Source organism: Brucella pecoris (assembly GCF_006376675.1).
GTDB lineage: Bacteria > Pseudomonadota > Alphaproteobacteria > Rhizobiales > Rhizobiaceae > Brucella > Brucella pecoris.
The window spans coordinates 463,650-489,787 of the sequence record NZ_VEWK01000001.1; the positions used below are offsets into that span (position 1 = coordinate 463,650).

Sequence of the window (26,138 nt, forward strand, 5' to 3'; positions counted from 1 at the left end):
CCATCAGATGACGACTCATTCCAAGCCCTCCCCAGAGCAGATTCTCAAGGCACGGGCTGATAATCCGAAAATGCGTGAACGCGATTTTGCGCAGAGCCTCGGTATATCAGAAGCCGATTTTGTAGCAGCACATTGTGGACAAGATGCAACGGCGCCGATTTCGGCACGGCGTATTCGAGCCGATGTCGAAACGCTGTTGAACCGCATTGGGGCCGTCGGCGAAATCATGACGCTGACGCGCAATGAGAGTGTCGTCCATGAGAAGATCGGGCCTTTTGAAAAGACGATCTGGGGGCCTCATGCTTCGCTGGCGCTCGGCAAGGAAATCGACCTCCGTATTTTCCCGAAGCATTGGGTTCACGGTTTTGCGGTCTCCAAGCAGGATGGCGAAGCAACGCGCCGCAGCCTGCAGTTCTTCGACGCCACGGGCGAGGCAGTCTTCAAGATTCATCTGCGTCCGGCTTCGAACATTGAAGCCTACGAGGCGCTCGTCAGCGATTTGCTGCTGGACGATCAGTCCCCAGTCATTGAAATCAGCGCTCTCGCGCCAAAGGGACCGAAGGCTGACGTATCGCTTCTCGATATCGACGCATTCCGCGAACGTTGGGGTTCTCTTACCGATGTGCACCAGTTCGTTGGCTTGTTGAAGGATTTCGGCGTGGATCGCCATCAGGCTGTGCATCTTGCCGGTCATGACTTCGCTTGGCGTGTTGATACGTCGTCGGTCGAGGCCATGATGAACCATGCGGTGCAGGAAAAGCTGCCGATCATGTGCTTTGTCGGCAGCCGTGGCTGCATCCAGATTCATACGGGTCCGATCCTCGAGATCAAGATGATGGGCCCGTGGCTTAACGTACTGGACCCGACGTTCCATATGCATCTGCGTGTCGATCACATCGCCGATGTCTGGGTCGTGCGCAAGCCGACGAAGGACGGTCATGTGACCTCGCTGGAAGCCTATGATGCCAGTGGTGAACTGATCGTTCAGTTCTTCGGCGAGCGTCACGAAGGCGAAGCAGAGCTGGCCGACTGGCGTATGATTGCGGAAAATCTTCCGCGTCTGCCGCAGTCGTCTGCTGCATAAGGTGAAGGCAATGTCGTTCATTTCCTCGCACTTCAGGCGTGGAGCTGCCCTGGCTGCCATCGCATTGTCGCTGGCGGTTACCGGTGTAGCGCGCGCCGAGACTGTCGACCATTTTAGCGATACGTCGCGCATTGTTTCCGTCGGCGGCTCGCTGACGGAAATCGTCTATGCTCTTGGTGGAGATAATATGCTTGCCGCGCGTGACCAGACGAGTGCATATCCTGAAGGGGTGAAGAAGCTGCCCGATATTGGGTATATGCGCCAGCTTGCACCCGAAGGCGTGCTCTCTGTCAATCCGACCGGCATTCTGCTCCTTGAAGGCAGTGGTCCGCAGGACACGCTGGATGTTTTGAAAAAAGCATCTGTGCCGATGATCGTCGTGCCGGAGACTTATACCGGCGAAAGCGTTATCAAGAAAATCGAGATCGTGGGCGAAGCTCTCGGTCTGGAAGACAAGGCCAAGACGCTTGCTGCCGAAGTCTCGCGCGATATCGAAGCGGCAGAGAAGGCTGCGGCAGGCCACAGCCCACGCAAGCGTGTGCTTTTCGTGCTGTCGGCTCCTGGCGGGCGCATGATGGCATCGGGCACAGGCACGGCAGCCAACGGAATGATTGAACTTGCCGGTGGCGAGAACGTCATCACCGAATATCACGGATATAAGCAACTGACGGACGAGGCTGTCGAGAAAGCTGCGCCCGACATGGTCCTGATGATGGATACGGGTGCGGACGGGATGACGCCGGAATCGCTGCTCAAAAACCCCATCATTGCCGCAACACCGGCAGGGCGAAACAAGAATATCGTTTCAATGGACGCGACCTATCTTTTGGGATTTGGGCCACGGACCGGCGCTGCCATTCGTGATCTGTCAGCAAAACTCTATGGCGCTCCCGCAGCGCAATAACATGATTGGGTTTGCGAGTTTGAAGAACCTGCAGGCCTGATTGCGAGGATTATTCGAAATGACCAGCCAAGGTCGCGTAGCGCGCGAACAGCGCTTTGCAGCGCGTCATTCTCAAAAAGAAGTAGCCATCCCAGATGGTGACGTCACGGGAGACCGCGCGGCCCGTGCGCGTCTGACCATCATAATACTTATGCTCACTTTATGCATCGCCGCTCTGTTCAGCCTGACGGCTGGTGCTTCGGATGCGTCCGTGCTTTCGGTTCTGCGCGCTCTGACCTCCTCCGGCGCAGCCGAAGGTGCGGATGCATTTCGCCGTGATCACCTGATTATCATGGAGATCCGCCTGCCGCGTATCGTTATGGGCATTTTAATAGGAGCGGGACTTGCGGTTTCCGGTGCGGTGATGCAGGGCCTTTTCCGCAATCCGTTGGCCGATCCGGGTCTCGTTGGTGTATCCGCTGGTGCTGGGCTTGGTGCCGTGTCGATGATTGTTCTAGGCGGTAGCGTCCTTGCTCCTGTCATAGCGATCCTCGGCGTTTATGCTTTACCGCTCGCCGCATTTCTCGGCGGGCTTGCCAGTACCCTGCTGCTCTATCGTGTCGCGACGCGCCGAGGGCGCACCTCAGTTGCAACCATGCTGCTTGCAGGCATAGCGCTTGGCGCTTTGGCAGGTGCAGCGACCGGTGGACTCATCTATCTGGCCGATGATCGACAGTTGCGTGATCTGACGTTCTGGGGGCTCGGTTCGCTCGCGGGTTCCACCTGGGCCAAGATTGGCGCTGCGGGACCGATCATTGCCATCATTCTGGTTGTTTCGCCGTTGCTTGCGCGTGGCCTCAATGCGTTGGCGCTGGGGGAAGCTGCCGCCGGTCATCTCGGCATTCAGGTGCAGCGCATCAAGAACATAGCGATTGTGACCGTGGCTGCCGCTACTGGTGCGACGGTCGCCGTTGCAGGTGGGATTGGTTTTGTCGGTATTGTGGTGCCGCATATGCTGCGCCTCAGCATCGGTCCGGACCATCGCTATCTCCTGCCGGCATCAGCCTTGCTTGGTGCGACGCTTCTGCTTCTGGCGGATGCCGTCAGCCGCACGATTGTGGCCCCGGCAGAATTGCCGATCGGCATTATCACCGCGCTTTTTGGAGCGCCATTCTTCCTCTGGATATTGCTGCGCCAGCGCGGCCTTCTCGATCTGTGAGGCTATCATGATTGAAACGAAGGCATTGAGCGTAAGCCTGTCAGGAAAGACCATCATCAGCGACATCGCCTTTTTGGCGAGGCAGGGGGAAGTGACTGCAATCGTGGGGCCGAACGGTTCAGGCAAGACCACACTGTTGCGCGCACTTTCCGGTGACACCGCATATACAGGGACGGCCTATCTAGACGGCCGCTCTTTCGCTGAAATCAAGCCGTGGCAGATGGCGGCGCGCCGGGCAGTACTTCCACAGGCTAGCGCCTTGTCATTTCCTTTCACGGTTCGCGAGATCGTGAAGATCGGGCTTACCGGTGGTTATAGTGGCGTTTCTCGCGAAGAAGAGAAACGATTACCGGACGCCGCCTTGCAGAAGGTAGATCTCGCAGGCTTTGGCGGACGACTTTATCAGGAACTTTCCGGCGGAGAGCAGCAGCGCGTACAGCTCGCCCGTGTTCTTTGCCAGGTCTGGAAACCGGTCGTGGATGGGAAGGCGCGTTATCTGTTTCTGGACGAACCGATTTCAAGCCTCGATATCCGCCACCAGATCGTGGTGATGGAGATTGCGAAAGATTTCGCGGCAGCAGGCGGCGGGGTGATCGCCATCCTGCATGATCTCAATTTGACTGCTATGTTTGCCGACCGTATTGCGGTTATGAACAGGGGCAAGCTGGATGTGATGGGAACGCCGCGCGAAGCCCTGACCGACGAGCGGCTCGAACGTGTCTATGAATGCACGTTGAGGGTAGGCGTTCCGCCTGAAAAGGGTGTGCCTTTCGTATTGCCTCAGTCTGCCTATCGCGCAGCCGCTGAATAAGAAAAGGTCCGGCAGCAAGCCGGACCTTTTCGTTTCAAATTCGCGCTGAAATATCAGCTCGCAACGCGTTCTTCTTCCATTTCATCGAGACCAAGCAGGTGGCGCACATTCGGGCGCGCCTTGACGAGGTCCGCAATGCTGTACTTCATCAGCACGCCAAAGAAGGCGTTAAGTGCTTCGCGGAGCGCGGAATTGAGCGCGCAGCTATCGACGAGCGGGCATTCGGAGGCGTCATTTTCAAAGCACTCCGCCATGGCGAAATTTTCTTCGGTCACGCGCACGACATCGAATAGTGAAATGTCCTGAGCTGCGCGGCCAAGGCGCACGCCGCCATTGCGACCGCGTACCGTTTCCACCAGTTTGTGTTCAACGAGTGGTTGAAGAATCTTGAATAAAAACAGTTCAGAAACGCCGTAAGCTCGTGCAATCTCAGGGATACGGCTGAGCTTGCCATCGTTGGCAGCGCAATACATGAGCATACGAACGGCATAATTCGTCTGGCGGGTAAGACGCATCACTGTTCCTTTCAATACGTCTCGGAGCGACTGCATACCTCGATATCGAGGAGGACGCCGCTCCAATCCTTGAGTTCGCAATTCCAAACCGAAAACAGTGTATTCCCTGTTTCGGCCTGCTTCGGAATTGCTCCAAAATTCTGGTCTTGTCGCATTTACGATCCGGAAAGGTTCAAGGCCCGGTCGGATCATGCGCTACAGCGGATTACTGTTTCTTGATCCACTTTAGAATCATTCTTAAAATATATGAAGTCTTTTCTCACCTTTAAAGGGGAAAAGTTGTTACCGGTATCAATTAACTGCGAGTTCCTCCCAGACCCGCAATAAAAGCCCGGTTGGGTCTACTGGCAGACGTCTATCCACTCGGCACTGACCAGTTCAGCCATTTTGTACGGAGCAATGCGCACGGCACTGTTGGTGGCCCCGGCAGCAGGTACGACTTCCTCGAAATTCTTCAGCGATATATCGCAATAGACGGGCAGGGCGCTCGGCAGACCGAACGGGCAAACGCCTCCTACCGGATGACTGGTTTCCGCAAGAACGGTCTCGGCATCCAGCATGCGCGGCTTGGTTCCAAACTGATCCTTGAACTTGCGATTATCGATACGGGCGTCTCCACGGGTAACGATGAGAATGGTCCTATCCTTCGCAGAGAAGGAAAGTGTTTTGGCAATCTGTCCCGGCTCCACGCCATGCGCTTCGGCGGCTAAAACAACAGTAGCAGTACTGGTCGGCAGCTCAATTACCTCGATTTCGGGCGCTTTGGCTGCAAAAAAGGCTTTAACGGAATCCAGACTCATAGCGTCCCTTTTTCTTATTTTGATTATTAAACTCAAGTTTAAGCCGCAACGGACCAAAGGACAAGCCTGGTCGTTTCCTTGCGGCATTTTGGCATTGATTTTCCATCAGATAGAAATCTCGATCTGCAATAATCTCTCAGGAGGAGTGGATGGAAGGGAAGCGAGGCGGCCTTGGCTCATAACACGGCAGCCGGTGCCCCGTGTTATGAGCAGGCTTTGAGGTTGATGCTAGAGATCCACAGGGCGACCCGAAGCTTCTTCTTCCAGGGTGACTGCCACGTCGGCATTGGCTGACAATCTCACCTTGTTGCCTTCGATGTCGGCAACAAAGCCGAGCTCGATATAATGATGATGATTGCTATGCATCCCGGAATTATCGGTCTTCTTCAGCTTGATGCGGTTATCTTCAATGTGGTCGACCGTGCCAACATGCACGCCATCGGCTCCGATGACTTCCATATTTTCCCGGATTTTCTGCTGCATGGGAAATCCTCCGTGTTGAATGATGCCGGAATGGCAATCTGCGATTAAGGCCGCAAGAGGGAACTTAGAGCGCTTTCAGCAACTGCCCATGGCAGCCACATTGAAAGTTGCATTTTGGAGGCTTGATCGAGCTTTTGTGATCGGGTGCCTGATACTGGTTTCGATCCCCAATGTTCAGAATGCTGGCAAATGGGACAGTGCACGTTGACGCGACAAGAAAAGCTGCTAAGAAGTCACTCGCTGAGCGATTGGGCGCAAATCGGTAGCTTGCTGCGATTTGCTGCTTTTCCAAACTTTGGAAAAGTATAAATTAAACAATTGCCTGGAGGGGTGGCCGAGCGGTTTAAGGCACCGGTCTTGAAAGTGCGCCGATGTGTCGGCGATTTGTGTGTAACTATAATGAGTTACCTGAGTGATCTCTACTCAGTAACGCACCTCGGTTAGGCCGATCCGAAAGGAGGAGCTGAACATAGCATCCGAGGAAAAGGCCCATGAGGAGAACGGGTAGTCTCCAATAGCTTGGGTCAGCAATGATGCATATGGGTAGGCCCTTACTGGTCGAACCTAAATCGTGTGTGGACTACCGCGACCAATAGGGGAAAGCCCGTGCCCCTATCCCGCCCTTCTCTCGGAAGGTTTTCAAGTTCGAGAGAGAGATCAGGGCAGGCACAGCCTTCGAGAAGAAGGAAACGATGGAATAGGACCCTAAGTGCGTAGACACAGATCGCACGGAACTTCGGGAAAGCCTAAGGGAAGCGATTCCTATGGTTTCGGAGTCATCGTAGTATCCGCCAGCGTAAGCTGATGCGGCCGAGGTAATGCTCGGAGAAGGAGAAGGATGACAGGTGATCGTTCTGTAGAAGCAGAGGTCGTACCGGATGGTACAAAAGGCCTACGCAGACTGCAGAAAGTTAGGAAGCTGAATGAGAACCCAACTTGGGTGAACCGCGACCTCTACCGCCTAATGTACGAAGAAGATTTGTACATCTTGGCCTACGAGAACATCAAAAGTTCACCGGGGAACATGACAGCAGGAGCAGACGGCGAGACGATTGACGGTTTCTCAATGAAACAGGTCCGTCGGATCATCGAAACGATGAAGGATCAAACCTTCACGTTTACACGAGCCAGAAGGACCTACATCCCGAAGGCAAATGGGAAGCTCCGTCCACTAGGGATACCATCTCCAAAGGACAAAGTTGTCCAGGAGGTTCTCAGGTTAATCTTGACGTCAATATACGACAACGAGAAACCTACCTTTTTGGAATACAGTCATGGCTTCCGAGCCCAGCGGGGAACTCATACTGCTCTCAAACAGGTGCGTTCATGGCACTCTGTGAACTGGTTTGTTGAGGGTGACATCAAAGGTTGCTTCGACAACATAGATCACGGAACCTTGATACAGGTGCTGAAGAAGAGGGTCGGAGACCAACGGTTTCTTGACCTAATTTGGAAAGCGTTGAAGGCAGGCTACCTAGAAGGAACCACGCAGGTAAATTCACTTGCAGGGACCCCACAAGGAAGCATAGTCAGCCCGATACTGGCGAACATCTACCTTCACGAATTTGATTTGTGGATGGACAGATTTATTGCTGACAACGAGAAGGGTGCAAAAAAGCGGATTAATCCTGCTTACACCGCCATCGTCAAGGCGAGACTACGCCTCCTGAAGAAGGGAGCTTCGAAGACGAGTGAGGAAGTCCTAAGTCTGGATAAACAGATGAGACAGACCGCCTCTTTTATGCACAACGACCCAAACTTCGTCCGGATCAAATATATCCGCTATGCGGATGATTGGCTGGTAGCGATTGATGGGCCGAACGAACTGGCGAAGCGACTTAAAGGGGAGGCTACAGCTTTCTTCCGAGAGGAGCTGAAACTAGAGCTAAGTGCAGATAAAACTCATATTCGGCATGCCAGAGCTGAAAGTGCGAAGTTCCTCGGAACTTATATCACGATTGGCTCAGGGGACGAAACTGGAGTCCACAGGCGTATACGGACCAAGTCCGGTCAAATGTTCACGCGTCGAATAAACGTAGCACATTTGACTTATATGAACGCGCCCAAGGACGAACTAGTTAAACGCCTCAATGAACGCGGGTTCTGTGACAGGAAAGGAACGCCACAGGCTAGGACTGCATGGATTGTCCAAGATGACCATGTCATCGTGGAGCGCTACGGACAGATACTTACGGGTATTCTCAATTATTACTCGTTTGTTGACAATCCTCTGGCGCTTAAACATATCCAGCAGATACTCCACTTTTCTTGTGCTAAAACGCTATGCCGGAAACATCAGCTCTCGCTGATGAAACTCTTCCGAATGCGACGTCTAGAATTGGTCACTCCCAAGAGATGGGACTCTGATGGAAAGCCTACGGCCTACATCTCCCTCCCGCTCAAAAGGAAATGGGCCAAGAACCGCGCAGCTTTCCTCATCAATACCGAGACGGTTGACGTCATCGGGATGGGGATCGATAAGCGGACGCGAAGCAAGCTGGATCGGCCGTGCGCGATATGCGGGAACCCTGATGATGTAGAGATGCATCATCTCCGCCATGTTCGAAAAAGCAAAGCAGTTGGCTTCGCCGCAGTGATGTCAGCGATCAATAGGAAGCAAATTCCTGTTTGTTCTGACTGTCATTTGAAAATCCATGCTGGTAAATATGATGGCATTAAGCTATCAGACTTTGCCTTGCCAAAACTGGCAAAAGCGTAAGGAAAGGTGGCCGAGTGGTCTAAGGCAGAAGTCTTGAAAACTTCCGGGCGTTTACGCGTCCCGTGGGTTCGAATCCCACCCTTTCCGCCATTCGCTGATGATCACTGGAGAGCCGTGTGCAATGAAAGTTGCAAGCACGGTTCGGGGGAAGATACGTGATGCTCTCTCTGAGACGTGCGTATCGATCCTACACCGGCGTGCGAGAGATCGTACCGTGGGTTCGAATCCCACCCCCTCCGCCATTGTTTCTCACATATTGCTCACGATGCTTCTTCTTCGATCACATTCTGTGCGACCTGCTCAATACCGCCGTTGAAGCGTTCTGCGGCAAGGAGTCCGAGCCATACGGCGATCAGGCAAAGCACGACCGAAAAGCCGATATTGAATAGAGCTTTTCCGGGTTGGCCAGCGCGTAGAAGATCCATTGTCTGCAGGCTGAAAGACGAGAAAGTGGTGAAACCGCCGCACACGCCAACCATAAAGGCGATGCGCCAGATTTCAGGTACAGGAAAACGGCCCTGTTCCAGCGTCAATGCGCCGAAGAGCGAAATGGCAAAAGAACCGACAATATTAATGACGATGGTGCCCCAGGGAAGCTCGCGGCTTATAGGCAACATCAACACGGCCAGCCAGTATCGCGCGACGCTTCCGATCGCTCCGCCGAGTGCCACCATTAGGGTTGCTTGCATTGTTCTGTGTCCATTCAATAATGGATAGAGCTCCGGTCGTGACCTTTGGAAGCTAGATATAGCCTCCCGCTTCGAGAGGTCTTGCGACGCACTCTTCTCCTGTTTCAATTCAAGCAGGAGTCATCAGCCAATCGGTGGCAGTTTCGGGAGAACCCCATTCCCATCATGCACGGCATGTGCCGCTTTGCGTTTATACAGAATAGCGACGGCAGCCGTCAATCTGACGGGCTGCGATCAGCGCCGTATCTCTCCTAAAGCGGTCATCAGGAGAGGGCGCCACCTTTGCGACGTCCCAGTCGCCGTCTTGCAGCGTCGCTTGCTCGATAGATGAAAGATGCAAGTTCTGGCAAGGTACGTCGCATGAAAGCGACCTTGCGCAGATAGTTGTCAATTTTCCATGTCGCCCATGTGCCGCCACGAAAATAAGCGACATCGCCAGCCCGCAAAGTGCGTGTGCCGCCATCTGCGTCGGTAACGTGTACTTCGCCTTCCAGAATATAGACGGTTTCATCCCAACCGAAATACCAGCGGAAGGTGCCTGCGGTGCAATCCCAAATGGCTGTATAGGCTGCACGGTCATTGCTTGCTGATTGCTCGTAGGAGCGCGCCTGCGGATTACCTTCCAGCACCCAGTCGGGGTTGATTGGCGCGGATTTGAGTTCCATCTCCGTGGCGTTGTCGGAAACCACAGCCGGCCCCTTGGATGCAAGGAAAGCTCTCGGCATTGTTCGCGCAACAGCGAAAACGGCGCTTGCAAGCATGAATTTCCAAGCCATGAATTCCCCCGATTGGCAGTCGGGTTTCTGAATAACGGTTATTCGTCAGAAATGCGTTAAAGCGCGAGGAGAAATCGATCTTTCCATGCAAATGTTGCAGTATTTCGAAACCGGCTGCACCGTATCACGCGGCAACTATACTATCGCGGGGGGCAGGCAGTTCGAATAGTCGGGCACCGTTGTCTATCCCCTTTTCCTCATAACCGATGATCTTGAACCATTTCACGATGTCGGCTCGGTCAAGCCAGCTTCGCGAATGGACGGGCAGGTCACCTGCCAACGCCTGAATCTGCCGGATATGCTGCTTGCAGAAGCGCACCGTATTTCGGTTGAAGAAGGCTTCCTTCGCCGCAAAAAGCGTGTCCGTTGCGCCGTTTGCCTCGTGCCAGGCGATGATTGCGACCACCTTGTCATTCTGCAGCAAAGCGTGCGCCCGGCCTTCCCGCAGGTTCATCATCAGGTTGTCATAGGCGGCCTTGGTATCCTTGCCGGCCGCGATATACTCAATCGCCATACGCCTCGAAAGGTCGTGAAAAACGGCTTCAAGATCACCGACAGTCGCTGTGCGTGCTTTCATTTTTTGACCTCCCTTCGCTTCACTTCCATCGCGCGAAAAACACGATGACACCATAATGGCCACTTCCGGCCATCGCTTTCAACGCGAAAAGCCTATGTCGGTTCCGCTCGAACGAAGCAAGTTCGGCCGTACCGAAGGGCTAAGGCGGTAAGAGCAGGGAATATCCGGCGGTCGAAGCGGCGTTCACGTGATTGTGAGAACAGTGCGCAGCGAGTTTTCATTTAACCCGATTTTGCTCGTTTGCCGGGCTTTCCAGATTTCATCAGGGCGCTAGTTTTATAGCGAATCCTGGTTGGTTTTCACAAAACTAGGGTACAAGATATTTGAACTATTCCGGAGGTATGTGTATCCAGCGTGTATGTTTCTCATCTGCTCATCGTGGATCTTTCTCGGAAACACCTCAAAAAAGTCTTACCCACCAAATCGGCAGGAAATGACAATGACCGATCTTCCCGGATATCCGAGTCGTCGCAGTTTTCTGAAAGCGTCCGCAGCAAGCGTGATGCTTTCAGGGCTCGCTGTCTCAGCCAAAGCGGAACCACAAACTCCCCCGGTTCCGCTTGAAGAATATGAACGTCAATATTTCAATGAAGTCGAATGGGCTTTCATTCTTGCCGCGACGGCGAGACTGATCCCGTCTGATGGCGATGGTCCCGGCGCTATCGAAGCCCGTGTTCCGGTATTCATCGACCTCCAGCTTGCCGGTGATTTCGGTCGCGCGGATGACTGGTACATGGTCGGCCCCCATGATCCGTCCGCCGATCCGACGCGCGGCTGGCAGACGCCGCTCAATCCGGCACAGATCTATCGTCAGGGTATCCCTGCCTTCAATGCGTGGTGTGAACAGAAGCACGGCACAGCCTTTTCCGCACTGACGGCGGAACAACAGGATGCGGCGCTGACTTCGCTGCAGAAAGGGGAGGTGGGCCTACAGCCTGAACTGCGCGATTTCTTCACGCTCCTCTTGCAGAACACCAAGGAAGGCTATTTCGCCGATCCGATGTATGGCGGCAATCACGGCATGCAGGCGTGGAGTTATATCGGCTTCCCCGGTGCGCGCGGCAGCTACAAGGAATGGGTCGAACGCTACAACGTTCGTTACCCGCTGGGTCCGATTTCGATCAAGGGCGAGAGGGCTTAACAATGGCACGTCAAGAAAAGAAAAAAGACGTGGTCGTGGTTGGCCTCGGCTGGACCGGCGCCATTCTGGCTATGGAACTGGCTCAAGAAGGGCTTGAAATCGTTGCGCTTGAGCGCGGTCACGACCAGAACACGGTTCCCGATTTCAAATATCCGAATATGATCGACGAGTTGAAATACGGCGTGCGCCTCAAGCTGATGCAGCGCGCCAGCCAGCAGACGGTCACGGTTCGGCGTAACGAGAACGAAATTGCGTTGCCTTATCGCAGCTTCGGTTCGTTTCTGCCGGGCAACGGCGTTGGCGGAGCGGGTACGCACTGGAACGGCCTGAACTGGCGTCCGCAGCCGGAAGAGCTGCGCCTGCGTTCCTATGTCAAGGAACGCTGGGGCGAACAGATCATTCCAGAAGACATGCTTCTGGGCGATTATCCAATCCATTATGACGAGCTGGAACCTTTCTTCGACCGGTTCGAGCGTATTGCCGGTATTTCCGGCAAGGCTGGCAATCTCAAGGGCAAGACCGTCGAAGGCGGCAATCCGTTCGAGGGATGGCGTTCAAACGACTATCCCATGCCGCCGATGCACACGACCTGGGATGGGCGCAAATTCGCCGATGCAGCACAGTCCGCGGGTTACCACCCGTTCCCGTCGCCGGGCGGCATCGCTTCGACAGCCTATGTCAACGAGTACGGCATGCAAATGGGGCCGTGCAATCATTGCGGCTTCTGCGAGCGCTTCGGCTGCTACCAGTATTCCAAGTCTTCGCCGCAGACGGCAATTCTCGATGCGCTGAAACGAATGCCGAACTTCTCCTATCGCACGGAGTCGGAAGTGCTGCGCGTCGAAATGGCGCCGGATGGCAAGACGGCTACGGGCGTGACCTATTTCGATGAGGCGACACAGGAAGAAGTGTTCCAGCCCGCCGATATCGTTATTCTTGCGTCCTTCTCGCTCAACAACGTGCATCTGGCGCTGCTTTCCGGCATCGGTCAGCCATACGATCCGGCAACGGGCGAAGGTGTGACCGGGCGCAATTATGCCTATCAGATGAATGGCGGCGTGACGCTCTTCTTCAAGGATGAAGAGTTTAATCCGTTCATCGGCACCGGCGCGAACGGCATGTGCATCGACGATTTCGGTGTCAACCAGATCGATTTCGGACGGGAAGGCTTCATCGGCGGTTCGTACTGGCGCGCAGGCCAAACCAACGGTCAGCCGATCCGCAGCATGCCGCTGCCGTCAGGCACTCCAGCTTGGGGTGGAGCATGGAAAAAAGCCATCGCCGAATGGTATGGCCATGCCATGTCTATCGGCAGCCATGGTTCCCACATGTCTTATAAGACCAACCATCTCGATCTGGACCCGACCTACAAGGACCGTCACGGTCGCCCGCTTATGCGCATGACGTTCAACTGGAATCCGAACGATATCCGGATGACCCAGTACATGAAGACCAAGATGGAAGAGCTGGCCAAGACGATGAATCCGGACCTGCTGCAGTCGTCCTTCAAGAAGGATGGCGCACAGTACGACGTGCGCCCCTATCAGACAACGCACAATACGGGTGGCCATATCATGTCGGAAAATCCGCGTGAGGGGGTGGTCAACCGTTACTCGCAGGCCTGGGACAAGCACAATGTGTTCATGACCGGCGCAGGCAATTTCGTGCAGAACACGCAGTACAATCCGACAGGCCTGCTCGGCGGGCTGGCCTATTCGACTGCGCATGCGATCCGCACGCAATATCTGTCCAATCCGCGTCCGCTGATCTGAGGAGAATGGTGATGAAAACTTTTCTTCGCATAATCGGCGTTCTGGTCGTCATCGGGATTATCGCGCTGCTGGCCTTCATCTTCGTGCCGGTACAACTGACCAAGCCGACCAAGGAACTGGCCGCAGACTGGAAGCCCGCTGAAGGGCAGGGCCAGTATGTCATGTATGCCTCTGACTGCATGGCCTGCCATACGGCGGAAGGCGGCAAGCCCTTTGCCGGCGGTCGCCCGATTGCAAGCCCGATGGGCACGATTTGGACGACCAACATCACTCCTGACAAGGAGACCGGCATTGGAAACTGGACACTGGATCAGTTTCGCGCCGCTCTTTATGACGGCATTCGTGCCGACGGCTCGCATCTCTATCCGGCAATGCCATATGAGAACTATCGCAAGCTGACGGAAGAAGACGTCCGTGCGCTGTATGATTATTTCATGCATCAGGTAGAGCCGGTGAATAATGTCGTTCAGGAAACCAAGCTTGGCTTCCCGTTCAACATGCGTTTCGGCATTCGCGCCTGGAACTGGCTGGCTCTCGGCCAGGAAGCCGGCTTCAAGGCCGCTGGCAAGTCGGAAGCAGAGGATCGCGGACAATATCTGGTCGAGGGACCGGCGCATTGCGCCGCCTGCCATAGCCCGCGTAATCCGCTGATGGCGCAAAGTGGCACACAGGTCGGTGACAAGGACTTCCTCACCGGCGGTGTTGTCGATGGCTGGAATGCACCGTCCCTGCGCGGCGCCAATTCCGCTCCGCAGAAATGGAGCATCGAGGAACTGGCGACCTACCTTGCGACGGGCCGCAATTCATACTCCACAGCCAATGGCGAAATGGGCCTCGCGGTCGAACATTCGTTGCAGCATCTCACCGATGCCGACAATCTGGCAATTGCCGCCTTCCTCAAGGGGATCGACGGCGCAGCCGTCGAAATGCCGCAGGGTTTTGCTTCAAAGGCGTCGATGGCATTGCCAGCGGCTCCGGCGGATGCCGCCGGTGAAGCAACGACAAAGATGCTGACGGAAGCTTCTCCGGATATGCCACTTGGTGCGCGTCTCTACATCGACAATTGTGCCGCGTGTCACTTCGTGACGGGCAAGGGCGCGCCGGAAATCTTCCCAGAGCTTGCCGGGAATGATCTTGTGACGGGTTCGGAAACGAAGCCACTGATCTCGATCATTCTGCACGGTGCCGAGGTTCCATCCACCGCGAAGCGTCCGATGCGTCTGGTGATGCAGGGTTATGCCGACCGCCTGTCGGATGACGAAGTTGCCGAACTGGCCACATTCGTCCGATCTGCATGGGGTAACAGCGCAGGACCGGTAAAGGCGGCAGATGTCGCAGCAGTCCGCGGCAGCCAGACCCACTGAGAATAAAGTAACGGCGGAACGAAAGTTCCGCCGTTTTCCGATAATCTGATCTAAAACGCGTTCTAAGCTGCTTCGATGTCGCGCATGGGCGGGTTTCCATAGAAGCGGCTATATTCACGACTGAACTGCGACGGGCTTTGATAGCCGACGCGATGGCCTGCCGTACCGGCATCCAGCCTTTCGACCAGCATCAGTCTGCGTGCCTCGTTCAGGCGTAGTTGCTTTTGATACTGAACCGGTGTCATCGCCGTGATTGCCTTGAAATGATGATGAAAGGACGACGCGCTCATATTGACGTGTTCGGCAAGCTGCTCGATCCGCAACGGTGCCGCAAAATTTTGCCGAAGCCATGCGATGGCCCGCGCTATCCGGTTAGCCTGGCTGTCGGCGGTTGCGATGTTGATCAGGCGCTCGCCGCCCGGACCTGTCAGAAGGCGATAGAGAATTTCCTGTTCGATGAGGGGTGCCATCACCGGAATATCCTCCGGGTTGTCGAGGAGGCGCAGCAGGCGCAGAACCGCATCCAGCAGTCCTGTGGGCGCGGCATTGACGGTGATGCCCCATTGATCGCCGTCGGTCATCATATGCCTGCGAACGTCGGCGCGCCCTATCAGGTCGGTGAGCTTTTCGCTGTTGATAGCGAGAGCCAGACAAAGATGCGGCGCTTCCGGGCTTGCCTCTACCACCCGCCATGTGACAGGCAGGTCAAGGGACGTCACCAGATATTCGCCCTTGGTGTAGTTGATCGTCTCGGAACCGAGACGCAGAGATTTCGCGCCCTGCAGAACCATGGCGAGACAGGGCCGATAGCTGCTATGGCATGGGATGCTTGGCGTTGTCCGCCTGCTGATCCCCAGACCTTCGATTGCTGTGCGATATTCACCGTCTTGCGCGGTGAAACGCTCAGCCAGAGCGGCCAGCTCTTTATAGGTGTCTGTCAGTGAGGTCATAGGTTATCCGCTTGAGATGAGATAGAATACAGAAATTATTGATCAGACAGGCATGCATCAGCAATCGTGAAGCAGGCAGTTTTGCAGGATCGTGCAAGAAGCTTGCAGGATCGGTCTACCGCTTCTGCCTTTGCTTCCTGCATATTCCGCTTGCTTCCCCCAATCCAATAAATGGAGTCTATCATGGCCATAGCAAGAGGTTACGCTGCTACGGATGCAGATGAGCCGTTGGTTTCGTTCACTTTTGAGCGGCGCGAGCCCAATGCGGATGACGTGGTCATCTCGATCCAGTATTGCGGTGTTTGCCATTCCGACATCCATACCGTTCGCAATGAATGGAAGAATGCCGTTTATCCCATCGTTCCGGGGCATGAAATTGCAGGTGTCGTCACGGCCGTCGGCGATGCGGTTACCAAGTTCAAGGTCGGTGATAAGGTCGGGGTCGGCTGTTTCGTGGATTCCTGTGTTGGCTGCGCCAGCCGGGATGTCGACAATGAGCACTATCTTCCAGGTCTCATCCAGACCTACAATACCTTCGATGCCGAGGGAAAAGAACGGACGCAAGGCGGATATTCCGACCATATTGTTGTCAAGGAAGGCTATGTCCTCTCCATGCCTGACAACCTTCCGCTCGATGCGGCAGCACCACTGCTTTGCGCAGGAATCACCCTCTATTCGCCATTGCGCCACTGGAATGCCGGCCCCGGCAAGCGTGTCGCGATTGTCGGCATGGGTGGGCTCGGGCATATGGGCGTCAAGCTCGCCAATGCCATGGGCGCGCATGTTACGGTTCTAAGCCAGTCACTTTCTAAAAAGGACGACGGTCTCAAACTCGGTGCCCACGAATATTATGCCACCAGCGATGCAGCCACCTTCGAGAAGCTGGCGGGATCGTTTGATCTCATTATCTGTACAGTTGGTGTGGCCATTGATTGGAATGCCTATCTTGGCCTGCTCAAGGTGAACGGCACGATGGTTGTTGTCGGGGTTCCTGAGAACATGGTGCCCGTGCATGCGTTCTCGCTCATTCCCGGTCGCAAGTCGCTTGCGGGATCGATGATCGGATCAATCAAGGAAACGCAGGAAATGCTGGACTTCTGCGGCCAGCACAACATTGTTTCCGAGATTGAAAAGATAAACATCCAGGACATTAACGAAGCCTATGAGCGCGTTCTGAAAAGCGATGTGCGCTATCGCTTCGTCATCGATATGGCTTCGCTGCCAGCTTAAATCGATAGTTTGCGCGGCGCTCTTTCAGGGTGCCGCGCAGGCTATTTTTATTCAGCCTTGGTTACGTCGTTGTCAGCGCCGGAGATGGAGATTGTCGGTTCAGTGGAACCGCCGGCGAGCGACCACGTGACCTGATGGCTCACGCCGCTGACGTCGAACTGCGAAGGCCCGTCAACCTTTACATTGACGATATTTGCTGCGCCGGAAACGTCCAGTGACGAAGGTTCTGTTCCTTCTTTCAGGGTGGCCGTTACCTGGTTATTCGACACTTCAACGACCAGCTTCCCCGTTGCTCCGCCCGAAACCGTGTTGTTGGTCCCGGATATCGAAAGCTGCCGCGCATTTTCGAAGGTCACGGTATGGGAGACACCGTGAACGGTGACGTGGCCGCATTCTCCCATGAGCTTGACTGTGTTTTCCGCACCGTAAATCCCGACATCGCCAGCCGTGCAGGTGATTTCCCTGCCGATGCCAACGCCTTCGATTGTTTGCTCGTCAGCGAAAGACAAGGTTGCAGCAAGAGATGTCAGGCCGCCTGTCATCAATGCAATTTTCAACATCTCGACCTCTTTTACCAAAGCCATGTGCGACGATTATTAACCATAGTGCATCTGATCTGTATAGAGATGGCTTCGCCAGGTCGATGCCTGTTCGACACGAACATTTTGCTTATCGCTTATTATCATGAGCTGAATTACACTTGGTTGTGCAGCGTTCATGCGGCGGGGGAAAGGCACCTTTGGGATTCGACCAGAACACTTTGTTTTTTGCGACGGGTATCTGTTCTCTGGCAGTCGGCCTTACGATCCTGAGTGTCTGGTATCAGAACTCGCGTGACAAATTCCTACTCTGGGGTTGCCTCGGCATGATCCTGCTCGGTACGGGGGCAGTGCTTTACTATGCCGGACCTCTGCCGCTGGCCATAGCCTCCATTGTTGCCTTCAGTCTGGAGAGTATCGGTTTCATATTCCTGATTGTCGGTTCGCGACAGATTTCAGGGCGTCGGGTCTACAGAAGCTTTCTTGTGGGGCTGGCGATTGTTGTCATATGCGCCACCGCACTTCCCATTCTTGCCGGCCAGACGGGCACTGGCACAGCGATCTTCAACCTGACTTCGGCTCTGTTGCTCCTGCTGACGGCGAAAGAATATTTCCGTGTCTATCGGGAAGCGCCCGTCCCGGTCCTTGGCATGATCGTTCTTTATACCCTGACGGCGATTTCGTTCTTTCTGTGCGGCGCTGTCATCCTGCATGAACAACAATGGGTGATGACTGCGATCCCAAGCAATTGGGCCGAAGATATCAACGCCATCACCGCCATCATAGGCATCACCGGTATTGGTGCGCTGTCGCTGAATTTCACCCAGTCGCGCATTGCCCGCCGTCATGCCAATGAGGCACGCACCGACAGTCTGACCGGATTGCTGAACCGGCGCGCACTTTACGGCGTGCTGGACGACAATGAACTGCGGCTCGGGGATTCAGTCGTGATCTTCGATCTTGATGCGTTCAAATCCATCAATGATACGCATGGACACATTGTTGGCGATCAGGTGCTGGGCACCTTCTCCGACGTTCTGCGCAGCCATGTCAAAGGGGCGGCTCTCCTCTCTCGTATCGGTGGCGAGGAGTTTGTTCTGATCTTGAGGCAGAAACACAATAGCGATGTTCTCGCTCTTGCCGACGCAATCCGCAAAGCCTTTGCGGCAATTGCCTTCGAGGCGCCGGTTGGGGAGTTCTCAACGACGACCAGTGCGGGGATCGCTTTCTGCACACCGGGAGACGATGATTTCCAGACCGTCTTCCGAAGAGCAGATGCCGCACTTTATCGCGCCAAGCATATGGGCCGAAATAAGGTCTGCACGGAACTGCACAGCGTCGCCTGAATTCTTCCGCATGAAAAAGGGCCTGAAATCAGGCCCTTTTCGCTTTTCATTCCGTCACGACGTCACGTACCAAAGCGTTCTTCGCTGAGCGCTGCCGCCATCAGGGCTTTGGTATAGTCCTCGCGTGGCTGATCGAAGACCTGTTCGGTATCTCCCTGTTCGACGATCTTTCCATTCTTCATCACGATCACATAGTCCGAGACCGCACGCACGACCGCCATGTCGTGGCTGATGAAGAGATAGGACAGGCCATGGTCCTTTTGCAGATCGCGCAGCAGGGTGACGATCTGCTTCTGTACCGAACGGTCCAGCGCGCTTGTCGGCTCGTCGAGTACGATCACGCGCGGTTTCAGGATCATTGTGCGCGCAATGGCGATGCGCTGGCGCTGGCCACCGGAAAACTCGTGCGGATAGCGATTGCGCATGGCCGGGTCCATGCCGACTTCCCGCAAGGCTTCCTGAGCACGGCGATCGCGCTCTTTCGCCGAAAGGTTCGGTTCGTGGATGAGAAGCCCTTCGGTGATGATGCGCCCAACAGTCATGCGGGGGCTGAGCGAGCCGAACGGATCCTGAAAGACAAGCTGCAATTCACGGCGTTTCGGACGCATAGCCTGCGATTCTGTCGGCAATTCCTTGCCGAGATAGGCGATGCGGCCTTCTGATGGGAGAAGACGCAGAATGGCACGACCCAGCGTGGACTTGCCGGAGCCGGATTCGCCTACGATGCCGATGGTCTGGCCTTGCTTCAGCGTCAGCGAGACATTGTTGACGGCGGTGAGATAGTTCGCAGCGCCGAGCCATGGTTTGCTGATGAGGAAGTTGACCTTCACATTGTCGGCGCGAATGAGCACCGGGGCATCGTCGCGGGGAGGGATTTTTTCGCCTTCCGGCTCTGCATCGAGCAGCATCTTCGTATAGGGATGCTCAGGCGCGGTGAAGAGCTTTTCCGTCTCGTTGGTTTCAACCACTTCACCTGAACGCATGACATAGACCCGGTCGGCAAAGCGCCGCACGATGCCAAGATCGTGCGTGATGAAGACCACCGCCATTCCCAACCGTTCCTGCAGGTCGGCCAGAAGGTCCAGAATCTGCGCCTGAATGGTGACGTCGAGCGCGGTCGTCGGCTCGTCCGCGATCAGGATGTCGGGTTCGTTTGCGAGTGCCATGGCGATCATGACGCGCTGGCGCTGTCCGCCAGACAGCTCATAGGGATAGCTGTCGATGCGACGCTCCGGTTCCGGAATGCCAACAAGCTTCAGTAGTTCAAGAATACGCGGGCGCGCCTGCTTCTTGTTCATGCCGCGATGGTAGCGAAGCGGTTCCGCAAGCTGGTCGCCAATGCGATAAAGCGGATCGAGCGATGTCATCGGCTCCTGAAAGATCATCGTGATCTTCGCACCGCGGATAGTGTTCAGCTTCTTTTCGGACATGCCGATCAGATCCTGACCGCGATAGAGCGCCTGGCCGGTCGCCTTGCCGTTCTGGGCCAGAAGGCCCATCATCGCCATGGTCGTCTGGCTCTTACCCGAACCGGACTCGCCGACAATGGCGATGGTTTCACCGGCTTTGACATCAAGATCGATGCCGCGAACCGCCTCTACCGGACCGTCATGCGTGTCGAAAGTGACCTTCAGGTCGCGCACGCTCAGAATGTTTTCCTTCGTCATCTCAGCGATCCTTCGGGTCAAGGCTGTCGCGCAGGCCATCGCCAAGGAAGTTCAGCGCAAACAGGATGATGGTCAGCGTTGCGGCGGGCCAGATCAATTGCCAGCCTGCGCCGCGCATGTTCTGGGCCCCTTCGGAAATCAGCAGCCCCAGAGAGGTGAGGGGGTCCTGAACGCCGAGACCGAGGAAGGAGAGGAGACTTTCGAGCAGGATTGCCTTCGGTACCAGCAACGTCACGAAAACGATGACCGGGCCGAGCGCATTCGGAATTATATGACGGGTGATGACGCCGCGCCGTGTCGCGCCAAGCGCTTCTGCCGCCTGAACGAATTCCTGACGTTTGAGGCTCAATGTCTGTCCGCGCACGATGCGCGCCATATCCAGCCATTCCGTCGCGCCGATGGCGATGAAGATGATGAAAATGGATCGCCCGAAGAAGACGAGCATCAATATCACGAAGAAGATGAAGGGCAGCGAATAGAGAATATCGACCAACCGCATCATCACATTGTCGACGCGTCCGCCTAGATAACCGGAGATGGCGCCGAAGGACACACCCAGAATCAGAGACATTGCCGACGCAAGCAAGCCGATGGCAAGCGACATGCGCACACCGATGAAGATGCGCGTCATCAGATCGCGGCCCAGATTATCGGTGCCGAGTAGGAAGTAATTGCGTGTCACGTTGAGGGTCAGCTTGCCCGACAGCCCATCGGAAGCGATGTCGATCTTCGGATTGCTGAACAGGTCGGAGCGCTGGAAATAACGCAGCACACGTTCATCCGTCGGGCGCTGTGCGGTGAAATCGACAACGACATTGTTGCCGCTCAGTTCCGGTTCGCTGGCAGCTTTCAATCGCGCGCGGGCGAGTTCGCGTTCAAGGCCCGGCATGATCGTATCAGAACGTGGATAGGCCTCTAGGCTCGGTGCCACACGCACGAACTGCGGATAAATCTTGTCATAGGGATGCGGGCTCAGCATTGGGCCGAATACGCCCAGAAAAGCCATCAGCAGAAGGACGATGGCGCTTGCCACTGCAGCCTTGTTCTTGCGCAGGCGCAGCCATGCGTCCTGCCAGAGCGAGCGGCTTGGAACTTCCAGTCGGGCTGTTTCCGTCGGTACAGAAAGATCAGTCATAGCGAACCCTCGGATCAAGCCACGCATAAAGAAGGTCGACAATCAGGTTGAACACCACGACGAAGACCGAAATGACAACAACGGTTCCCATGACGAGGGTGTAATCGCGGCTGAGCGCGCCCTGCACGAAATAGCGACCGATGCCGGGAATGCCGAAAATCGTCTCGACCACGACCGAACCCGTGAGCAAGGCTGCAGCCGTCGGGCCGAGATAGGAAACGGCGGGGAGCATGGCGGCCCGCAATGCATGCACACCGACAACCACGCGCGAAGGCAGGCCATAGGCGCGGGCGGTGCGCACGTGATTGGCACGCAATGCTTCGATTGTGGCGCCGCGTACGAGGCGCGCAATGACGCCAACCTGCGGCAAGGCAAGCGTCAGGACCGGCAATATCCAGTAGGTTATATTGGCCGACGACCAGCCGCCTGCCGGAACCCAGCCGAGAATGACGCCGAACAGAAGGCTGAGGAGAGGGGCTACAACGAAATTCGGCGTGGTAATGCCGAATGTCGCCAGCGCAACGACAAAATAGTCGACGGCCGAATTCTGCTTCAGCGCAGCCAATGTGCCGAGAAACGTCCCGATGATCGCCGCAAGTGTCAGGCCGAGCGTGCCGAGCATGATTGAAACCGGCAGGCCGGAAGCGAAGAGATCGTTCACCGTGAAATCTCGCCGTGTGAAGCTTGGCCCAAGATCGCCGTGCAGAAGATTACCCAGATAAATCAGATACTGCTGCCAGAGCGGCGCATCCATATTATAGGCCTTCTTGAGGTTCTCCAGGATCAACGGATCGATAGGCCGTTCAAGGTCGAAAGGCCCGCCAGGCGCCAACCGGATCAGAAAGAACGTCAGGGTGATGATGATGAATATAGTGGGTATCGCACTACCCAATCGTCGGAGCGTATAGCCCAGCATGTTCTTGTCCCTTCTTTGCCGAACTGTCTTGCGACTGTTCGGCAAATCCCAATCTCTTTTTTTACGCATTGTCCCAGGCAAAACCGCTTCGCACTTTTGCTGGAAATGCTCCTTGGGTATTATTTTCTTGTGCTTTTTAGTTCTTAACGGCTAGCCAACGCGTGCCGTGCGAATTCATGAGGTTATCTTCGTAACCCTGAACGCGGTCGGCAACGAGAGCGGTGGACGAATAGTACATCAGCGGCACGACGGCCCCATCACTAAGCAGGATTTTCTCTGCTTCGGCGAGTATTTTCGCTCGCTCAGCGAGATCGGTCGTTGTTGCGGATTTCGCCATCAGAGCGTCGTAATCCTTGTTCGACCACTCGGCATAATTGAAGTAATTGCCGGTGGTATAGAGCTCCAGGAACGAATTCGGATCGTTGTAATCGCCGATCCATCCGTCGCGGGTGATGTCAAACATCCCCTTCTCTTGGAGGTAGTTGTAGAAAGTAGCACCTTCGACTTCATTGAGCGTTGCCTTGATGCCGATATTACCCAGCATATTGGCAAGCGCGGCCATGGTGTTCTTGTGATTTTCGGAGGTGTTGTAACGCAAGGTTACCGAGAGGGTGCCGGGCTGTACGCCAGCCTCCTCCAGCAGTTCCTTAGCTTTGTCTTCCCGATCCAGCACATCTTCGTCGGCGAAATCCAGCTTTGGTGCGTCCTTCACGTAGTTCGCAATACCAGGCGGTACCATGGAATTAGCTGGCAGCATCACGCCACGCCAGACTTCATTGGCGATAAAATCGCGGTCAACAGCCATCGATATGGCCCGGCGCACGCGCGGATCGCGCAGCTTGCTCGAGGGCTCGCCTTTGATGTCGACATAATAGATGCCGAGATAGGGAGCGAGACGGAACTGGCTGCTGAGGTTCTTCTTCACATAGTCCATCTGTTCGGCTGGAACATCGGAACAGATATCGACTTCCTTCGCCTCAAAGCGACGCATACAGCTTGCCCGATCTTCAAATGGTATCCAGTTAACCGCATCAATCTTCACATTGGAAGCATCCCAGTAGTTCGGGTTCTTCTTCATGGAGATCTTGTCATTGGGATTGAAGCTGACAAGCGTATAGGCACCATTGGTCACGATATTGCCAGGCAGGGTGAATTTGTCACCGAACTTCTCGACCGCCTTTTTGTTGACTGGGAAACCGGTCTGATGGGTGAGGAGTTCAAGGAAATAGGGGGCAGGGTTCTTGAGGGTTATCTGAAGCGTCTTGTCGTCAAGTGCCTTCACACCGAGCTGATCGACCGGCATTTTGCCGGTGGCAACTTCCTCTGCATTCTTTATCGCGTAAAGGACGCTGGCATAACCGGCAGCCGTTTTCGGGTCCATAATGCGGCGGAAGGAAAACTCGAAATCACCAGCGGTAACTGGATCGCCGTTCGACCATTTGGCATTCTCGCGCATATGGAACGTGTAGATGAGGCCATCTTCGGAAATATCCCACGAAGAAGCTGCGCCGGGAATAGATTCGCCCTTCTCGTTCTGCGCGAGCAAACCTTCATAAAGGTCGCGCAGGACGCGGTTTTCCGAAACAGTTGTCGTGTGATGCTGGTCCAACGTGGCCGGATCGGTATCGTTACCCCGGTTAAGCACTGTTTCTGCCGCTGCGGCACCGCTCAGCGCTATCAGGCAAACGCCGGTCATCAAGAATCCGCGAACCATTGAAGAACTCCCATATGCTTTTAAAAATGTTCGCCCCGATAAATGAGGGCCCTCCGGAACTGCCGGAAGAAAAAAGGGCCGCGCCAACAGACGCAGCCCAAGCTGAAAATTTATTGTTTAAATGAGAGCCAGCGCGTCTTGTGGCTATCCATGAGGTTATCGTTCCAACCGTCGATCTTGTCCGAAACAAGGGCGCGCGACGAATAGTAGAGGATCGGGATATTGCTCATCTCATCGAGCTTCAGCTTTTCGGCTTCAGCCAGCGTCTTGGCACGTTCATTGAGATCGAGAATTTTTTCGGCCTTCGCCATCAACGCATCGTAGTCGGCGTTCTTCACTTTGGAATAGTTGAAGCTCACATTGCTCTGGCTGATGAAAAGGAAGTTCTGTGGATCGTTGTAATCGCCGATCCAGCCCGCACGGGCGATATCGAATGGGCCGTCGTCGCGCATGAAATTGAAGTAAGTCGCACCTTCTGTTTCGTTGAGCGAAGCTTTGATGCCGATATTGCCGAGCTGATCGGCGATGGCGGCCATGGTGTTCTTGTTGTTTTCCGAGGTATTATACAGCAGTTCGATCGAAAGCGCGTTCGGCTCGACACCTGCCTCCTTCAACAGCTCCTTGGCCTTGTCTTCGCGCTCCAGCATGTCGTCGGAATAGTCGAGCTTTGGCGCATCCTTCACATAGTTGGCGATGCCTGGAGGAACCATCGAATAGCCCGGCAGCATGGTGCCTTGCCAGACCTGGTCAGCGATGAAATCACGGTCGATAGCCATGGAAATCGCCTGACGGACGCGTGGGTCCTTCAACTTGCTGTCCGCAGTCTTGCCCTTCACCGGCAGATAATAGACGCCGAGATAAGGCGCCATGCGGAATTCCTTGGAAAGGTTCTTCTTCACATAGTCCATCTGCTCGGCAGGAACGTCGGAACAGATCTGCACTTCCTTCGCCTCGAAGCGACGCATGCAGCTTGCGCGATCCTCGAACGGTATCCAGTTCACCGTATCGATCTTCACTTGATCCGCCTCATAGTAATGCGGATTCTTCTTCATCACGATCTTGTCGTTCGGGGTGAAGCTTTCCAGCATATAGGCGCCGTTCGTCACCATCTTGCCGGGGGTGGTGAACTTGTCACCGTTTTCCTCGACGCTCTTCTGGTTCAGCGGAAAACCGGTCTGATGGGTCAGCAACTCAAGGAAATACGGAGCAGGGGCATTCAACGTAACCTTGAGGGTATGGTCATCGACAGCTTCGACGCCGAGCTGGTCAGTGGGCTTCTTGCCACCGGCAATGTCTTCAGCATTCTTGATAATGAACAGCATGCTGGCATAACCGGCGGCCGTTTTAGGGTCCATCAGGCGGCGGAATGTGAACTGGAAGTCACCGGCTGTAACCGGATCGCCGTTCGACCATTTTGCATCATCGCGCAGATGGAAAGTGTAGACCGTGCCGTCTTCGGAAACGTCCCAGGATTTTGCTACGCCCGGAACTGCCTCGCCTTTTGCGTTCTGAATAGTCAGGCCGTCATACAGATCACGCATGACGTTACCTTCAGCCACCGTCGAGGTGCGGTGATGGTCCAATGTCGCCGGATCAGTGTCGTTACCGCGATTGAGAACTACTTCAGCCGAAGCTGCACCGGCCAGCGCCAGAAGACACACACCTGTCAGTAGAAATTTACGATACATTTGAGAACCCCTCCTTTGTAATTTTTGAAATGGCTCGCATCTTATGGATAAGAACGCCACTTGCAAGAGAACTTATCAACGCTTTGACTTAATTAACATATTCACATTTTATTGAGCAAT

General features: G+C 55.1%; 23 protein-coding genes, 1 tRNA gene and 1 riboswitch. Of the genes, 11 read left to right on the forward strand and 13 right to left on the reverse strand.

The window, feature by feature from the left end; translation table 11 throughout:
• Positions 1 to 7 precede the first annotated feature (7 nt).
• From FIB18_RS02125 to FIB18_RS02140, 4 genes are read left to right on the forward strand one after another with little or no spacing between them, the layout of a single operon-like run.
• Positions 8 to 1,084: a hemin-degrading factor gene (locus tag FIB18_RS02125; protein WP_140019190.1), complete on the forward strand. Its 1,077-nt coding sequence runs from the start codon at positions 8 to 10 to the stop codon at positions 1,082 to 1,084.
• A gap of 10 nt (positions 1,085 to 1,094) precedes the next feature.
• Positions 1,095 to 1,988: a heme/hemin ABC transporter substrate-binding protein gene (locus FIB18_RS02130; RefSeq protein ID WP_140019191.1), complete on the forward strand. Its 894-nt coding sequence runs from the start codon at positions 1,095 to 1,097 to the stop codon at positions 1,986 to 1,988.
• 58 nt (positions 1,989 to 2,046) lie between these two features.
• Entirely contained in the window at positions 2,047 to 3,186 is a 1,140-nt protein-coding gene (locus FIB18_RS02135) for a FecCD family ABC transporter permease (RefSeq protein WP_140019192.1), read from the forward strand.
• A gap of 7 nt (positions 3,187 to 3,193) precedes the next feature.
• A complete protein-coding gene (locus tag FIB18_RS02140) occupies positions 3,194 to 3,997 on the forward strand; it encodes a heme ABC transporter ATP-binding protein (protein ID WP_140019193.1) in 804 nt (267 codons plus the stop codon).
• Between the two features lie 53 nt (positions 3,998 to 4,050).
• Here FIB18_RS02140 and rirA read toward each other — a convergent pair whose 3' ends face one another.
• The 3 genes from rirA to FIB18_RS02155 form a co-directional block, all read right to left on the reverse strand.
• On the reverse strand, positions 4,051 to 4,512 hold the full coding sequence (gene rirA, locus FIB18_RS02145; protein ID WP_140019194.1) for an iron-responsive transcriptional regulator RirA: 462 nt from the start codon (positions 4,510 to 4,512) through the stop codon (positions 4,051 to 4,053).
• A gap of 341 nt (positions 4,513 to 4,853) precedes the next feature.
• The gene (locus FIB18_RS02150) at positions 4,854 to 5,312 is read right to left on the reverse strand and encodes a YbaK/EbsC family protein (protein ID WP_140019195.1); all 459 of its coding nucleotides are present in this window, start codon (positions 5,310 to 5,312) and stop codon (positions 4,854 to 4,856) included.
• Between the two features lie 228 nt (positions 5,313 to 5,540).
• Positions 5,541 to 5,795, reverse strand: coding sequence for a DUF2171 domain-containing protein (locus FIB18_RS02155; protein WP_140019196.1), 255 nt, complete (start codon positions 5,793 to 5,795; stop codon positions 5,541 to 5,543).
• A gap of 838 nt (positions 5,796 to 6,633) precedes the next feature.
• Between FIB18_RS02155 and FIB18_RS02160 the strand changes: the two genes are divergently transcribed.
• Together FIB18_RS02160 and FIB18_RS02165 are read left to right on the forward strand one after the other, a co-directional pair.
• The gene (locus tag FIB18_RS02160; RefSeq protein ID WP_140019197.1) at positions 6,634 to 8,514 is read left to right on the forward strand and encodes a reverse transcriptase domain-containing protein; all 1,881 of its coding nucleotides are present in this window, start codon (positions 6,634 to 6,636) and stop codon (positions 8,512 to 8,514) included.
• Positions 8,515 to 8,604, forward strand: a tRNA-Ser gene (locus tag FIB18_RS02165).
• Between the two features lie 170 nt (positions 8,605 to 8,774).
• Here FIB18_RS02165 and crcB read toward each other — a convergent pair.
• The 3 genes from crcB to FIB18_RS02180 form a co-directional block, all read right to left on the reverse strand.
• Positions 8,775 to 9,203 carry a fluoride efflux transporter CrcB gene (gene crcB, locus FIB18_RS02170; protein WP_140019198.1) on the reverse strand — a complete coding sequence of 143 codons (429 nt, stop codon included), beginning with the start codon at positions 9,201 to 9,203 and terminating at the stop codon, positions 8,775 to 8,777.
• Between the two features lie 107 nt (positions 9,204 to 9,310).
• A riboswitch (Fluoride riboswitch) is annotated at positions 9,311 to 9,374 on the reverse strand.
• A gap of 92 nt (positions 9,375 to 9,466) precedes the next feature.
• Positions 9,467 to 9,979: a cupin domain-containing protein gene (locus tag FIB18_RS02175; RefSeq protein ID WP_140019199.1), complete on the reverse strand. Its 513-nt coding sequence runs from the start codon at positions 9,977 to 9,979 to the stop codon at positions 9,467 to 9,469.
• A 124-nt stretch (positions 9,980 to 10,103) separates the two neighbouring features.
• The gene (locus FIB18_RS02180) at positions 10,104 to 10,556 is read right to left on the reverse strand and encodes a hypothetical protein (protein ID WP_140019200.1); all 453 of its coding nucleotides are present in this window, start codon (positions 10,554 to 10,556) and stop codon (positions 10,104 to 10,106) included.
• A gap of 439 nt (positions 10,557 to 10,995) precedes the next feature.
• On the opposite strand from FIB18_RS02180, the gene FIB18_RS02185 reads away from it, so the two are divergent.
• Genes FIB18_RS02185 through FIB18_RS02195 form a run of 3 tightly spaced genes read left to right on the forward strand, consistent with a single transcriptional unit; the run spans position 10,996 to position 14,833 of the window.
• A complete protein-coding gene (locus FIB18_RS02185) occupies positions 10,996 to 11,697 on the forward strand; it encodes a gluconate 2-dehydrogenase subunit 3 family protein (RefSeq protein WP_140019201.1) in 702 nt (233 codons plus the stop codon).
• Positions 11,698 to 11,699: 2 nt separating this feature from the next.
• Positions 11,700 to 13,469 (forward strand): GMC family oxidoreductase, encoded by a 1,770-nt coding sequence (locus tag FIB18_RS02190; protein WP_140019202.1) that lies wholly within the window; start codon positions 11,700 to 11,702, stop codon positions 13,467 to 13,469.
• Positions 13,470 to 13,480: 11 nt separating this feature from the next.
• Positions 13,481 to 14,833, forward strand: coding sequence for a cytochrome c (locus FIB18_RS02195; RefSeq protein WP_140019203.1), 1,353 nt, complete (start codon positions 13,481 to 13,483; stop codon positions 14,831 to 14,833).
• 62 nt (positions 14,834 to 14,895) lie between these two features.
• Here the strand turns inward: FIB18_RS02195 and FIB18_RS02200 are convergent, their stop codons facing one another.
• A complete protein-coding gene (locus FIB18_RS02200) occupies positions 14,896 to 15,783 on the reverse strand; it encodes an AraC family transcriptional regulator (RefSeq protein ID WP_140019204.1) in 888 nt (295 codons plus the stop codon).
• Positions 15,784 to 15,966: 183 nt separating this feature from the next.
• Between FIB18_RS02200 and FIB18_RS02205 the strand changes: the two genes are divergently transcribed.
• Positions 15,967 to 17,013: an NAD(P)-dependent alcohol dehydrogenase gene (locus FIB18_RS02205; protein ID WP_140019205.1), complete on the forward strand. Its 1,047-nt coding sequence runs from the start codon at positions 15,967 to 15,969 to the stop codon at positions 17,011 to 17,013.
• A 47-nt stretch (positions 17,014 to 17,060) separates the two neighbouring features.
• Here the strand turns inward: FIB18_RS02205 and FIB18_RS02210 are convergent, their stop codons facing one another.
• Positions 17,061 to 17,573 carry a DUF3060 domain-containing protein gene (locus FIB18_RS02210; RefSeq protein WP_140019206.1) on the reverse strand — a complete coding sequence of 171 codons (513 nt, stop codon included), beginning with the start codon at positions 17,571 to 17,573 and terminating at the stop codon, positions 17,061 to 17,063.
• 179 nt (positions 17,574 to 17,752) lie between these two features.
• Between FIB18_RS02210 and FIB18_RS02215 the strand changes: the two genes are divergently transcribed.
• Complete coding sequence (locus tag FIB18_RS02215) at positions 17,753 to 18,898, forward strand: GGDEF domain-containing protein (protein WP_140019207.1); 1,146 nt, start codon at positions 17,753 to 17,755, stop codon at positions 18,896 to 18,898.
• 62 nt (positions 18,899 to 18,960) lie between these two features.
• On the opposite strand, the gene FIB18_RS02220 is transcribed toward FIB18_RS02215, so the two are convergent.
• The 5 genes from FIB18_RS02220 to FIB18_RS02240 form a co-directional block, all read right to left on the reverse strand.
• The gene (locus FIB18_RS02220) at positions 18,961 to 20,565 is read right to left on the reverse strand and encodes an ABC transporter ATP-binding protein (protein WP_140019208.1); all 1,605 of its coding nucleotides are present in this window, start codon (positions 20,563 to 20,565) and stop codon (positions 18,961 to 18,963) included.
• A 1-nt stretch (position 20,566) separates the two neighbouring features.
• Positions 20,567 to 21,700: an ABC transporter permease gene (locus FIB18_RS02225; RefSeq protein ID WP_140019209.1), complete on the reverse strand. Its 1,134-nt coding sequence runs from the start codon at positions 21,698 to 21,700 to the stop codon at positions 20,567 to 20,569.
• On the reverse strand, positions 21,693 to 22,616 hold the full coding sequence (locus tag FIB18_RS02230) for an ABC transporter permease (protein WP_061345341.1): 924 nt from the start codon (positions 22,614 to 22,616) through the stop codon (positions 21,693 to 21,695). The genes FIB18_RS02225 and FIB18_RS02230 overlap by 8 nt, the downstream gene beginning before the upstream one ends.
• Positions 22,617 to 22,752: 136 nt before the next feature.
• A complete protein-coding gene (locus FIB18_RS02235) occupies positions 22,753 to 24,330 on the reverse strand; it encodes a peptide ABC transporter substrate-binding protein (RefSeq protein ID WP_140019210.1) in 1,578 nt (525 codons plus the stop codon).
• Positions 24,331 to 24,440: 110 nt separating this feature from the next.
• Positions 24,441 to 26,018, reverse strand: coding sequence for a peptide ABC transporter substrate-binding protein (locus FIB18_RS02240; protein WP_140019211.1), 1,578 nt, complete (start codon positions 26,016 to 26,018; stop codon positions 24,441 to 24,443).
• Between the last annotated feature and the right edge of the window lie 120 nt (positions 26,019 to 26,138).